At 36.7% G+C, this 14689-nt stretch carries 10 protein-coding genes; 6 read left to right on the top strand and 4 right to left on the bottom strand.

The window, feature by feature from the left end:
* Positions 1-233 precede the first annotated feature (233 nt).
* The 6 genes from OYT91_RS12630 (at position 234) to OYT91_RS12605 (ending at position 10049) form a co-directional block, all read left to right on the top strand.
* Positions 234-2660, top strand: coding sequence for a DUF4982 domain-containing protein (locus tag OYT91_RS12630; RefSeq protein ID WP_281238248.1), 2427 nt, complete (start codon positions 234-236; stop codon positions 2658-2660).
* An 87-nt stretch (positions 2661-2747) separates the two neighbouring features.
* Entirely contained in the window at positions 2748-3920 is a 1173-nt protein-coding gene (gene galK / locus OYT91_RS12625) for a galactokinase (RefSeq protein WP_281238247.1), read from the top strand.
* A 155-nt stretch (positions 3921-4075) separates the two neighbouring features.
* Positions 4076-5125 (top strand): UDP-glucose--hexose-1-phosphate uridylyltransferase, encoded by a 1050-nt coding sequence (locus OYT91_RS12620; protein WP_281238246.1) that lies wholly within the window; start codon positions 4076-4078, stop codon positions 5123-5125.
* Between the two features lies 1 nt (position 5126).
* The gene (galE, locus tag OYT91_RS12615) at positions 5127-6143 is read left to right on the top strand and encodes a UDP-glucose 4-epimerase GalE (RefSeq protein ID WP_281238245.1); all 1017 of its coding nucleotides are present in this window, start codon (positions 5127-5129) and stop codon (positions 6141-6143) included.
* Positions 6144-6210: 67 nt separating this feature from the next.
* Complete coding sequence (locus OYT91_RS12610; protein ID WP_281238244.1) at positions 6211-7899, top strand: sodium/sugar symporter; 1689 nt, start codon at positions 6211-6213, stop codon at positions 7897-7899.
* 230 nt (positions 7900-8129) lie between these two features.
* Complete coding sequence (locus OYT91_RS12605) at positions 8130-10049, top strand: glycoside hydrolase family 97 protein (RefSeq protein WP_281238243.1); 1920 nt, start codon at positions 8130-8132, stop codon at positions 10047-10049.
* A 57-nt stretch (positions 10050-10106) separates the two neighbouring features.
* On the opposite strand, the gene OYT91_RS12600 is transcribed toward OYT91_RS12605, so the two are convergent.
* The 4 genes from OYT91_RS12600 to araA form a co-directional block, all read right to left on the bottom strand.
* Entirely contained in the window at positions 10107-10571 is a 465-nt protein-coding gene (locus OYT91_RS12600) for an OsmC family protein (protein WP_281238242.1), read from the bottom strand.
* A 77-nt stretch (positions 10572-10648) separates the two neighbouring features.
* Positions 10649-11527 carry an alpha/beta fold hydrolase gene (locus tag OYT91_RS12595; RefSeq protein ID WP_281238241.1) on the bottom strand — a complete coding sequence of 293 codons (879 nt, stop codon included), beginning with the start codon at positions 11525-11527 and terminating at the stop codon, positions 10649-10651.
* A 216-nt stretch (positions 11528-11743) separates the two neighbouring features.
* The gene (locus tag OYT91_RS12590; protein ID WP_281238240.1) at positions 11744-12931 is read right to left on the bottom strand and encodes an aldose epimerase family protein; all 1188 of its coding nucleotides are present in this window, start codon (positions 12929-12931) and stop codon (positions 11744-11746) included.
* 187 nt (positions 12932-13118) lie between these two features.
* Positions 13119-14627 (bottom strand): L-arabinose isomerase, encoded by a 1509-nt coding sequence (gene araA / locus OYT91_RS12585; RefSeq protein WP_281238239.1) that lies wholly within the window; start codon positions 14625-14627, stop codon positions 13119-13121.
* Between the last annotated feature and the right edge of the window lie 62 nt (positions 14628-14689).

Raw genomic sequence — 14689 nt, 5'->3', positions numbered from 1 at the left:
AATAGTTTTGATTCGAAAATGTTGAAACATATAAGTCATATAAGCTCTTAATTTGATTATAAGCAAGTGAAAATAATAGTTCATTTAAGCAAATGCTATTAGCCTTGTAAAGAAAGGTTTTAACTTATATTCTCTTTTAATAAGTATTTGGGCAAACAAATTTACTTTAACTTAAATGACTTATATGTTTATAATGAATTGTATAGATATTAAATAATTATACCTGTTTAAAAATGAAGAAATTGATATGTTTACTCGTTCTATTTTTAACATTCACACAATTGACATGGTCTCAAACACGTGAGGTTAAAGTTTTAGATGCCAATTGGAAATTTCAAAAAGGCGATTTTGAAGAAGCATCTAAAGTAGATTTCAACGACTCGAAATGGGAAAACGTATCTGTTCCACATGACTGGGCAATTTATGGCCCTTTTGATAAAAATGTAGATATACAGAAAGTTGCCATTGTTCAGAATGGTGAAAATGTAGCGACCGAAAAAACGGGAAGAACCGGAGCTTTACCACATATTGGCACTGCTTGGTATCGCAATACTTTTACTTTGCCTAAAGAAGCCAAAGGGAAAAAGATATTATTGCTTTTTGAAGGCGCTATGAGCGAACCTCAAGTGTATTTGAATGGGAAAAAAGTGGGAGAATGGGCGTATGGTTATAGTTATTTTTATTTTGATGTTTCTCAATTCATCCAAGAAGGCGCTAATACTGTAGCTGTAAAATTAACCAATAAAGAATTTGCTTCCCGCTGGTATCCTGGAGCTGGTTTGTACCGAAAAGTAAGTGTTATTATTAAGAACAATGAAAGTATTGACCAATGGGGGCAATTCATAACGACACCTTTTATTAGTGATGCCGTGGCCAAAGTCAATATTAAGACCAAAGCTTCTGGTGAAAATACACGTTTGGTAACCACTATTTTTGATGCCGAAGGTCAAAAAGTAAATTCAGAGGAGTCGACTATATCGTTCGGTCAAGAGTTTGACCAAAATGTAAAAGTAGAAAATCCTAAACTGTGGAGTCCCGAAACACCTTATTTGTATAAAGCCGTTTCTCAATTGTATGTTGGAAATGCACTAAAAGATGAAGTTGCCACCCGATTTGGAATCCGAGAGATTAAATATGAAGCCAATAAAGGATTTAGTCTTAATGGGAAAGTGACCAAATTCAAAGGGGTTTGCTTGCATCACGATTTGGGACCTCTAGGTGCTGCGGTAAACAAAGCCGCTTTGCGCAGACAGTTGACCATTTTAAAAGATATGGGATGCAATGCTATTCGTAGTTCGCACAATATGCCTTCTTTCGAACAATTGGAGTTGGCTGACGAAATGGGCTTTTTGTTTTTGGCAGAGAGTTTCGACGAATGGGTTTTACCAAAAGTAGAAAACGGCTACCACCGCTTTTTTGACGAATATGCCGAAAAAGACATTGTGAATTTGGTGCAAGCCACACGAAATCATCCTTCTATTGTGATGTGGAGCTCAGGAAATGAAGTGCCAGATCAATGGGGAGAAGCGGGTGTAAAACGTGCCAAATGGTTGCAGGAGATTTTTCATAGAGAAGACCCAACACGTCCTGTAACCGTAGGAATGGATCAAGTGAAAGCGACGATGGAATCTGGTTTTGGAGCTTTGTTGGATATTCCAGGACTCAATTATCGCGTCCATTTGTATGATGAGGCATTCAAAAAATTTCCACAAGGATTTATTTTAGGTTCCGAAACCGCTTCAACAGTGAGCTCCAGAGGGATTTACAAATTTCCTGTAGTACAAGAAAAAATGAAGCAATATCCAGACTTTCAATCTTCATCGTATGATTTGGAAGCCTGTAGTTGGTCCAATGTTCCCGATGAAGATTTTGTGCTTCAAGATGATAAACCTTGGGTAATTGGTGAATTTGTTTGGACAGGATTTGATTATTTGGGTGAGCCTACACCTTATGACGAAAGCTGGCCGTCTCGCAGTTCGTATTTCGGAATTAACGATTTAGCAGGCTTACCGAAAGACCGTTATTATTTGTACCGAAGCCGTTGGAACACCAAGGCAACTACGCTACACATCTTACCTCATTGGAATTGGGAAGGTCGTGAAGGACAAACAACTCCTGTTTTTGTGTACACCAGTTACAACAGTGCCGAACTTTTTATCAATGGCAAAAGCATGGGAGTTCAGACAAAAAACAAAAACTCCCCACAGAATCGCTACCGTTTGATGTGGATGGATGTAAAATATGAGCCGGGAACGGTAAAAGTTGTTGCTTATGATGACAATGGCAAAGTTGCTGAAGAAAAGGAAATCCGAACCGCTGGCAAACCGTACCAAATTGTTTTGGATGCAGACAGAAAAACAATCACGGCCAATGGTGAAGATATATCTTTCGTAACTGTATCTGTAGTCGATAAAAATGGAATTCCTTGCCCAACAGCAACAAACCAGTTGAAATTTAAAGTTTCTGGAGCAGGTACGTACCGCGCCGCTTGTAATGGAGATGCGACTTCACTCGAAATGTTCCATAAAGACACGATGAAATTATTTAGCGGAAAATTGGTTGTACTGGTGAAATCGAGAACTGATGCAGGCGATATCAAATTGGAAGTAATCGGTGATGGGCTGAAGAGTGGTAAACTGAATCTGGTAACTGAGAAATAAAAAACACAAAGAGTAAATATAAATTAAACCGAACAAACTCCCCTTTCCTTTAGAGAGGGGCTGGGGGTGAGGATAATATTCAAAATAATGAACGATTTATTAATAAAAAAAACGACGGCATTTTTTCAGGAAAAATTTGGTAAAGCTCCCGAAAAAATTGTGCTTTCTCCAGGACGAATTAACATCATAGGAGAACATATTGATTATAATGATGGGTATGTTTTGCCCGCAGCTATTGACAAAATTATTTGTTTCGCTTTTGCAAAAAACAATTCAAAAACATCCAAAATTGTTGCGATTGACTTAAATGAAGAATTTGAAGTCGATTTGACTCAAACCATTTCATTGAGCAAAGTAGTTTGGACGAATTATATTTTGGGAGTAATCAAACAGTTGCAGGATAAAGGTCTTTCTTTTCAAGGTTTCGATTGTGTTTTTAGCAGTAATATTCCAGTTGGATCAGGATTGTCTTCATCGGCAGCTTTAGAATGTGGAACTATTTTCGGAATCAAAGAATTGTTCAATTTGTCAATTCCTAAAGTGGATATTGCTTTAATGGGACAAAAAGCGGAACACTGGGTTGGAATCAATTGCGGAATAATGGATCAGTTTTCGAGCGTGATGGGTTTAGAAAATAAAGTGATTAAAATCGATTGCAAAACATTAGAATACGAATACCACAACGCTGATTTTAATGATTATTCACTGATTTTATTTGATAGTAATGTGAAACATTCTTTGTTTTCTTCGGCATATAATACTAGAAGAGAAGAATGTGAAGAAGGGCTTTCAATTATCAAAAGTAATTTTCCTGAGATTACTAGTTTCAGAGATTGTACCGAAAGTCATGTACTTCAATTAAAAGAAGAAATGGCACCAAATGTATTTGATCGATGTCATTATGTTGTTTTAGAAATTCATCGTGTAGCACTTGCTTGCCAAGCTTTGGATAATGGAAACATTGAAGCATTAGGTAAACTACTTTTTGAAACCCATGAAGGGTTATCCAAAGAATATTTGGTAAGCTGCGAGGAACTGGATTTTATTGTGGATACTTTAAAACAAGAGGATGCCGTAATTGGTTCTCGTTTGATGGGTGGCGGCTTTGGTGGTTGCACGATTAACTTGATCAAAAAAGGAGAAGAAGAAGCTATTAAAGAAAAACTGACAAAGTTGTATAAAGAAGCTTTTGATATTGATTTAAAAATTTATGATGTAAAGATCGGGAACGGTACATCATTATATGAGCCAGTACTTTAGAACTCTATAAATTATAAAAAAAATAAGCCACAAATTACACAAATTACACAAATTTTTTCAAAAGCCCTAAAAAAAATAATTTGTGCTAATTTGTGTAATTTGTGGCAAAAAAAAGTACCGCATCGCTTTGCGGTAAAAAAAATAAAAAAAATAAAATGAAAAATTTTGATATAAACGAAGATCCGCACAGACGTTTCAATCCATTAATAAACGAATGGGTTTTGGTGTCGCCACACAGAGCAAAAAGACCTTGGCAAGGCCAAAACGAAAAAATACATACCGACACACTTCCGGAATACGACCACACCTGTTATTTATGTCCAGGGAATGTTCGTGCTAATGGTGAAACGAATCCGAAGTATGAATCGAGTTTTGTTTTTGAGAACGATTTTGCTGCTGTAAAGCAAGAACCAATATTGTTTGAAGAGGAGATTAAACCAACTTTCTTCATGGCAAAACCAGAACGCGGTATTGCCAGAGTGGTTTGTTTCTCACCAAGACACGATCTGACTTTACCAGAAATGGAACTTCCAGCAATTGAGACTATCATTAGAACTTGGCAAAAAGAATATACCGATTTAGGAAGTGTAGACTACATCAATCACGTTCAGATTTTTGAAAACAAAGGAAGTGTTATGGGATGCAGCAATCCGCACCCGCACGGACAAATATGGGCGCAATCCTCTTTGCCAACCCAAGTAGAAAAAACACAAAACAGTCTGAAAGCTTATTTCGATAAAAACCAAAGCAATCTTTTGTTGGATTATTTGAAAGAAGAACTGGCACTTCAAGAACGTATTGTAATTGAGAATGAACATTTCGTGGCTTTGGTTCCTTTTTGGGCAATTTGGCCATTTGAAACGATGATTATCAGCAAACGCCATATCACAAAAATCACCGAGTTCACTTCTGAAGAAGTTTCTGCTTATGCATCTATTTTAAAAGTATTAACGATAAAATACGATAATCTTTTCGAGATCTCTTTTCCGTATTCTTCAGGTATTCATCAAGCACCAACAGATGGAGAAGATCATCCAGAATGGCAATTTCACATGCATTTTTATCCACCGTTGTTGCGTTCGGCTTCGGTAAAGAAATTTATGGTTGGTTACGAAATGATGGGAGAAGCACAAAGAGATATAACTCCAGAGAAAAGTGCTGCTGTATTGAAAGCACAACCTGAAGTTCATTATAAAAGCAAATAATATGAGTAAGATAGTAGTAACAGGCGGTTTAGGTTTCATTGGGTCACACACCGTTGTCGAATTGCAAAATCAAGGTTTCGAAGTAGTCGTGATTGATAATCTTTCCAATTCTTCAATTGAAGTTTTGGATGGTATTGAACGAATTACTGGTAAAAGACCGATTTTTTCCGCAATCGATTTAAGAGAAAAATTAGCTGTAGAAAGTTTTTTTATGGAACATATTGATGTTGCGGGAGTGATCCATTTTGCAGCATCCAAAGCAGTTGGAGAAAGTGTGAAAAATCCGTTGTTATATTATGAAAACAACTTAGGCGTATTGGTTTACATTTTGCAGGAATTAGAAAAAAAGGCAGCAGCTCACTTTATCTTCAGTTCTTCTTGTACGGTTTACGGTCAAGCCGAAGTAATGCCAATTGCCGAAACAACTCCTATTCAACCCGCCTTATCTCCTTATGGGAATACCAAACAAATAGGGGAAGAAATCATTTCTGATGTCGTAAAGGTAAGCGGTATCAACGCTATTTTGCTTCGCTATTTCAACCCAATCGGTGCGCATCCTTCTGGTGAAATTGGAGAATTGCCTATTGGAGTACCCCAAAATTTAGTTCCGTTTATTACTCAAGCAGGAATGGGTTTGCGTGCCGAATTATCGGTTTATGGAAATGATTACCCAACCGTTGATGGTACTTGTGTTCGCGATTATATTCACGTAGTCGATTTGGCGAAAGCCCACGTTATTGCTTTGCAACGATTGTTAAACAAAAAAAATGCTGAACCACTTGAAATTTTCAACTTAGGAACCGGAACTGGAAGTTCTGTATTGGAAGTGATTACGGCATTTGAAAAAGTAAGTGGTCAAAAATTAGCATACAAAATTGTTGATAGAAGAGAAGGCGATGTAACCGAGGCATATGCCAATACTGATAAAGCCAATACAGTTTTAGGATGGAAAACGGTTTCGACCCTAGAAGATGCCATGGACAGTGCCTGGAAATGGGAACAAAAGATCCGAAGTTAGTTAGATTTACTTTAAAATGATTTTTATTTAGAATATACAATTGCAATTAATTAATAAATTTTAACCAATGAACACATTACAAGTTTACGATTACCTAGTTTTTCTAGTGTATTTCTTTATAGTAGCAGGATATGGCTATTATGTTTACAAACGCAAGCAAACAAAATCCGTTTCGGCTTCACACGATTATTTTCTGGCCGAAGGTTCACTAACCTGGTGGGCGATCGGAACATCTTTAATTGCTTCTAATATTTCTTCGGAGCAATTTATCGCGATGTCCGGAAATGGATTCAAAATGGGTCTGGCAATTGCCACTTACGAGTGGATGGCTGCTTTAACCCTTATTATTGTTGCCGTTTTCTTTATTCCTGTTTACTTAAAAAACAAAATTTATACCATGCCTCAATTTTTGAGCGAACGATATAATGGTGATGTAGCTATGATTATGGCTGTCTTTTGGTTGCTGTTGTATGTGATTGTTAATTTAACTTCAATTCTTTATTTAGGTGCTTTGGCTATCAATGGAATTTCAGGAATTCAATTGGATTTGTGCATGTATGGTTTAGCGTTTTTTGCCATTGTAATTGCACTTGGCGGAATGAAAGTTATCGGATATACGGATGTTATTCAAGTAGTTTTCTTGATTTTTGGAGGATTGGTAACCACTTATTTGGCATTGGATAAAGTAGCCGAATTGAATGGACAACACGGAATGGTACAAGGTTTCAATTATATGTTTGACCAATCGGGTGATCACTTTAAAATGATTTTGAATAGAGACAATCCTAGTTTTCCAAGTTTACCAGGACTTACTGTATTATTTGGTGGGATGTGGATTGTAAATTTAAATTATTGGGGATGCAACCAATACATTACACAAAGGGCTTTGGGTGCTGATTTAAAAACAGCAAGAAGTGGTATTCTGTTTGCCGCTTTCTTAAAACTGTTAATGCCAATTATTGTGGTATTGCCAGGTATTGCCGCTTATGTTATTCACATGAAAGGTGGATTACAAACCGAAATGTTGGGTACTGATGGAATTTTAAATCCAGATAAATCATATCCTGTGTTATTGAATTTATTGCCGGTAGGATTAAAAGGATTGTCTTTTGCTGCTTTAACTGCTGCTGTTGTAGCTTCCTTGGCAGGGAAAGTAAATAGTATTTCTACAATTTTCACACTGGATATTTTCAAGAAAAAAATTAGACCCAATGCAACAGAAAAACAATTGGTTCGAGTTGGTAAAATAACGGTTCTTGCAGCTATGCTTGTGGCAGTAATTATTGCTCCATTTTTGGGGATTGACAAAAAAGGTGGTTTTGAATTTATTCAAGAATATACTGGATTTGTTAGTCCAGGAATTTTTGCAATGTTTATTCTTGGTTTTTTCTGGAAAAAAACGAGTTCGAATGCAGCTTTGTTTGCTACGATAGGAGGTTTTGTATTGTCGGTGCTCTTTAAATTCTTGCCACAGCTTATGAATTTAGAATTCCTAAGTCAATATGGATTTGCTACTTTGGTGGAACAAAAAGATAAAACAATGGCCTATGAAATTCCGTTTTTGGACCGAATGGGTTTTGTGTTTGTAATTTGCGTGGCGTTGATGGTGGTTATCAGTTGGATTGACCATAAACGTGGACTCAAAGTAAAAGGTCTTGAAATAGATACCAAAATGTTTAAGGTTTCCAATGGTTTTGCTGTTGGGTCGATGATTATAATTGGATTATTAGTGGCTTTATATTCTATTTTCTGGTAAGATTTTAAGTTGGTTAAGTGTAAAAGGGAAGTAGTTTTTTGACTGCTTTCCTTTTTTTATGGATTATAGTTACATTGTTTTTAAGCAATCTATAAGAATGAGGAATATATTTTAGTAAGGTTACGGAGTGTTGTAATTATGTACAATTGATAGTGTTTCTTTTTTAAAAGTATTATAATTTATCATTTAAATGTCGTAAACTTGTAAATGTAAAATAAACACTTATTATCATGAAGAAAATATACAGTATTCTTTTATTGGTTTTTTTACTTTTTTCATTTGCTGAAACCCCTGCCAATTATTCCTTTTTCAATGCGGATAAAACGATAAAAGTTGAATTTAACCTGAGCTCGAAGAAAACACCTTCTTATAAAGTTTTCTATAAAAATAAATTGGTTATCAATACTTCTGATCTTGGAATTATTCGGGAGGATGCCAATTTTTATACTGATATGAAGATTGTAAACGTCTCTGAAGTCAAAGCCGTAACTTCCAATTATTCGATGTTTCAAGGGAAACGAAAAAACATCCATTATGCTGCCTACGAATATACAGTGAGCTTGCAAAACAAAATTGGAGAAGCCTTGGAAATTATTTTTCAGCTTTCCCATGATGGAATTGCTTTGCGGTATCATTTTCCTAAAAGTTCCATGGATATCAAGAAAATTACGGAAGAGAAAACCACCTATAATTTTGACGCGTCTGCTAAAGCGTGGCTACAACCCATGTCTAAAGCCAAAACAGGTTGGAAAGAAACCAATCCGTCCTACGAAGAGCATTATAAAATGGGCGTTCCCGTAAATACCAAGCCAGCGATTGGAGAAGGGTGGGTGTATCCGGCTTTGTTCAATGCCAATGAGGCTTGGGTTTTGATTACCGAAACGGGATTGCAGGACAACTACTGTGGCAGTCGATTGGTGTATAATGATGCTTCAAAAGCACTGCAAGTTACGTTTCCGCAAAAGGAAGAGATTTTTCCAAACGGTGCTCTTAATCCAGAGTCACAATTGCCTTGGTACACGCCTTGGCGAATCATAACGATCGGTTCTTTGAAAACGATAACCGAAAGTACACTTGGAACCGATTTGGCCGATCCTGCGATTCCTATGGATACTTCTTTTATCAAAAGCGGATTGTCTTCTTGGAGTTGGGTTTTGCTAAAAGATGAATCCGTTAATTTTGAAACTACCTTGCAGTTTATCGATTATGCCTCCAGTATGAATTGGCCGTATTGCTTGATTGATGCGGATTGGGACACCAGAATAGGAGATGCCAAAATGAAGGAATTGGTAGCTCACGCCGCAGCAAAAAAAGTAAAATTATTGGTTTGGTATAATTCGTCTGGATCTTGGAATAGCACAGAATACCATCCAAAAGGGAAATTACTAACCCATGCCGATCGTGACAAAGAATTTTCAAAACTAAAGGAAATGGGAATTGCAGGAATCAAAGTCGATTTTTTTGGTGGAGACGGACAATCTATGATTGCGTATTACCACGCGATGCTCAAAGATGCTGCAGCACATCAATTGCTCATCAATTTCCACGGTGCGACTTTGCCAAGAGGCTGGCAACGTACCTATCCCAATTTACTGACTACCGAAGCAATTAAAGGCGAAGAGTATATTACTTTTACTCAAGAAACTGCCGATTTGCAGCCAAGCCATTGCACAATGCTCCCTTTTGCCAGAAACGTTTTTGATCCAATGGATTTTACGCCCATGGTATTGGATTCTATCCCAAATATTAAGCGCAAAACAACACCCGCTTTTGAGTTGGCTTTGCCCGTTTTATTTCTGTCGGGGATCCAGCACATTGCCGAAACACCTATGGGTATGGCCAAAATGCCAAAATACGTGATCGATTATTTAAAAGATATTCCGACCAATTGGGATGATTCCAAATTCATAGACGGTTATCCAGGAAAGTATATTGTTATGGCCAGAAAAAAAGACAACATTTGGCACATTGTTGGAATCAATGGAGAAAATAAAGCCAAAGAAATAGAACTTGATTTGTCATTTGTCACTAACGAATCCGGTTATGTTATTTTAGAAAATGAAAAAGGTTTTCAGCAGTTTCCTGTATCCAAGAACAAAAAAATCAAAATAGCAATGAAATCTGATGGTGGTTTTGTGGTGAAGATGTAGTTTTTTTAAAATCATATAGGCCATATAAGTTCATGTTAGTAAACTTATATGGCTTATTTATTTTACTTCACAGCTCGCATTATGCAAAACAGGAAAATTGCAAGAATTGGCTATAAAACATAATTGATTTGCTTCGTGATGTAAATCCAAAGCCATTTGAATTTTATCAGGATTCGCAATTGTTACTTTTGGATTTAATAGAACCTCAATAAAACGCCCGCTTCCGTCAGGAGAAACCTCCAGTGTTGCTTCAGCATTGTCTGAATACTCCAAAACTTCTATTTCGTTTTGAGAACAGACATACAAATAGGACATCATGTGGCAGGAAACCAAACTGCTTAAAAGCAAATCCTCCGGATTGTACAATTCCGGATCCCCTTTGAAAGCTTTCGCAGCCGAAACATGTAAAACCGGTTTTCCTTCAATTAGAATCTGGTGACTTTTGCTGTAAAATCGCTTTGTGGAATCTTCTTGATTTGAAGTCCACTTTGCTACTGCTTTGAATATGTGTTTGAAAGTCATTTTTTTTGTTTTTTTAGCCACGAATTAAATAAACTTGAAATTCATGGCTAAAATGATCCAATTCTTTTGATTCAATTTTATTTACCCCCTTTAGACAAATCTGAATCTGGTCTTTTAAACGGTTCTGATAAAAACTTATTGGCTAATGCATTAAATACTTCCGGACTTGAAGCCGGTGCAAAATGGGTTTCTCCAGGCATAATACATAACTGTGCCTTAGGTATGTTTTCAAAAATTTCTACTGAATGTTCATTTTTAATAATATCTTTATCTCCAGCCATTATCAGCACTTTTGCTTTGATTTTTGACAAATCTTTAGTTGCAATATTAGGTTGATTTACCAAAAGTCCGGCAAGTTGTTTTAGTAGATTCCAATTCTCACTAGTGTCCTTCTCTTTAATTTTTGACGCAACTATTTTTTTCATGTTCTGAGCATCTTTTATTGCCCACGAATTAACAGCTGTAGAATCAGGTCTTAAATTTGCCCCCATCGTTACAATTTTCTTTATTTTTGACTTACCTGAAATACCCATTTGCAAACCAACAATTCCACCATCACTCCATCCAATAATACTTATCGAATCTAGTTTTAACATATTAACTAATTCCTCTGTATCTTTTGTAATCTGAACGTATGTCAAAGAATCCGTTTTGAACTCCGATTTGCCTTGCCCTCTATTATCGGCAACAATAACTCTATATTTGCTTTTAAAATAATCAATCTGATTTCCCATTATTTCAATACTTCCTCCATTTCCGTGAATCAATAATAATGGTTCCCCTTTTCCATATTCTTCATAATATATTTTAGCTCCATTGATTTCAGCAAATTTTCCAACAGCGGTATTTTTACCATAAGGCGTGTCAAATTTAAAATTCATCTGAACCTGAGCATTTGCGATTCCAAATATTGAAGATATTAATAACAGAAATAATAGCTTGATTGAGTTTTTCATTTGTAAATAGTTTTTTTAATAGTTATCTCTCAAATATAAGAAAGAATTGATTAAATTGACAAAATTATTACAAATTATAATGTGTTTTAATATTTATAAACAAAAAAAACCTCGGGAAGATAAACCTCCCGAGGAACTTAAAACCAACAAACGTTAGTTTCTAGACTTGACTTTAAATAAATAACTAATCAATTAGCCAAAATCTAGTTTTTTAAATTACTTAACCGAAAATTTAAAAGTTGTTTTTGTTTTATAATTTTCTCCTGGACTTAACACAGTCGTAGGAAAATCTTTTTGATTGGGAGAATCTGGATAATGTTGTGTTTCCAAGCAAAAACCAGTTCTATGCGCGTATGTTCCACCGTTACGCATCGGTAAAGTTCCATCAAGGAAGTTCCCAGAATAAAACTGAATTCCCGGTTGATCGGTATATACTTCCAAGAGTCTACCGCTTCCTGCGTGGTAAGCTGAAGCTACTAAACGATCTCCTTTGCCTTGGTTGTTCAGCACCCAGCAGTGGTCGTAACCCAATCCTTTTTTCAACTGATCGTCATTGGCTTCGATTTCTTTTCCAACCAATTTAGGTTTTCTAAAATCGAATGGAGTATTGGTTACATCCGTCAATTGACCTGTTGGAATAAGGGTTGCATCTACAGGGACCAATTTGTCAGCATCAATCGTGATTTCATGATCCAAAATAGGTTTAGAAAAATCAGACGACAGGTTGAAATACGAATGCTGCGTTAAGTTTACCACCGTTTTCTTATCTGTAGTTGCTTCATACAAAACGTCCAAAGCATTGTCTTGGTTCAAAGTGTAGGTCACAAAAACCGTCAAGTTTCCTGGATAACCTTCTTCCATGTCTTTGGCTACATACTTCAATTTTAGAGAAGCTGAGTCTCCGCCTTTGGCTTCTTCTGCAGTCCAAACCACTCTGTGAAAACCTTCCGGTCCGCCATGCAAAGCATTTGGCTCGTTGTTGATGGCCAGCGAATATTCTTTTCCATCCAAAGTAAATTTACCTTTCGCAATTCGGTTTCCATATCTTCCGATAAGAGCCCCAAAATACGGATTGGCTTTCATGTATTGTTCCAATGAATTAAAACCAATCACCACTTCTTCGGATATACCCGCTTTGTTGGGTACTTTTAGCGAAGAAATTATACCACCATAAGTAATGATGTTTACTTCCATTCCTTTCTGGTTTTTCAGTGTGTAGCGGTCTATTTGCACCCCTTTGTCGGTTTTACCATAAACCGTTTTCGCTATAGATACAGAATCAGTAGCTTTAGCTTCGAGAGCAGTTTCCGCTGCATCTTCTTTTTTTTCTCCTTTGCACTGCACATTCATACTTGCTAAACTTAAAATGGAAATTCCATAAATACAACGTTTTACTAGATTCATATATTAGATTTTTTAAGACTTAATTCTATAAACAAAAATTTTCTTATTATGGGCGTGTCCCTTCGTAAAGACTTCGGGTCGTGCTGTACGTTCCCGCTTTTTTTTGATCCCGAAAAAACGGGATCAAAAAAAGAGCTCCACTGCCATCACTCACGCAAACAGTGCTAACTTACACATTTTTTAGGTATTACAAACCGTGCTGAAACAAATGGAAATACGCTTCATTCGCATTGATCGTATCTTTGAAATTACGGATAGTGGTATTGGCATCGATTACCAATAATTCAATTCCTGCAATATCGGCAAAATCTTCCATAAATTCAGTAGTTACCGCTTGGCTGTAAACCGTATGATGCGCACCACCGGCAAGAATCCATGCCGTAGCTGCAATATCAAGGTTTGGTTTGCAATCCCACAATACTCGCGCCACTGGAAGTTTTGGCAATTCAGCCATTGGTTTTACTGCTGTTACTTCGTTTACAATTAATCTGAAACGGGTTCCCATATCTACCAAAGATACGTTGATGGCTTCTCCGGCAGGTGAATTAAACACCAAACGCGCTGGATCTTCTTTGCCTCCAATTCCTAATGGATGCACTTCGCAATTTGGTTTTCCATCAGCGATAGATGGACAAATTTCAAGCATGTGCGATCCCAAAACATACGATTTTTGAGGAGTAAAGTGATACGTATAATCTTCCATAAACGATGTTCCTCCTTCAAGTCCCACATTCATTACTTTCAATGCTCTAACCATTGCAGCGGTTTTCCAATCCCCTTCGCCACCAAAACCATAACCATCGGCCATTAAACGTTGGGTTGCAATTCCAGGAAGTTGTTTCCAAGCACCTAAGTTTTCAAAAGTATCGGTAAAAGCTCCAAAACCTCCTTCTTCAAGGAATGCTCTTAGTCCCAATTCGATTTTTGCAGCATCCGCCAATGATTGTCTTTGTGCTCCGCCTTCTTTCAAGGATGGAGTCAAATTATAAGAAGCTTCATAAACTGCCAATAAATCAGCTAATTGTTTATCAGTTACTTTTTCGATATGTTTGGTGACATCCGAGGAATCAAAACCATTTACAGCAACTCCAAAGCGAATTTGTGCTTCTACTTTGTCTCCTTCGGTAACGGCTACTTCACGCATATTATCACCAATACGGGCTACTTTTAGATTTTGCAATTCATTCCAACCTAGCGCTACTCTTGTCCAGTTTCCAATTTTTGTCTGAACGCGTTCGTCTTCCCAATGTCCAACAATTACTTTGCGTTTTTTACGCATTCTAGACATGATAAAACCAAATTCTCTGTCGCCATGAGCTGATTGGTTCAAGTTCATGAAATCCATGTCGATTGAAGCCCAAGGAATTTCGGCATTGAATTGTGTATGCAAATGACATAATGGTTTGTTCAAAATGCTTAAACCGCCAATCCACATTTTGGCTGGCGAGAACGTGTGCATCCAAGCCACGATTCCAATACAGTTTTTGTTGGAATTCGCTTCCAAACATACATTCATGATTTGCGCTGGAGATTTTACTACATCTTTGTATACCAATTTCACTGGTAATTTTGAAGACACATTCAATCCTTTTGCTATTATTTGCGAATGCTCGGCTACTTTTCTTAGTGTTTCTTCACCGTATAATTCTTGGCTTCCTACTACAAACCAAATTTCTTTTTGAGATATATCTATCATTATACTATTTTTTTAAAATTGTTTAAAGTTTAAAATTGTTTAAAGTTTCGTTTTAGTTTAAA

Source organism: Flavobacterium praedii (genome assembly GCF_026810365.1).
GTDB classification, from domain to species: domain Bacteria; phylum Bacteroidota; class Bacteroidia; order Flavobacteriales; family Flavobacteriaceae; genus Flavobacterium; species Flavobacterium praedii.
Note: the sequence above shows the minus strand (reverse complement) of the source record. Positions and strands in the feature narration are given on the sequence as shown.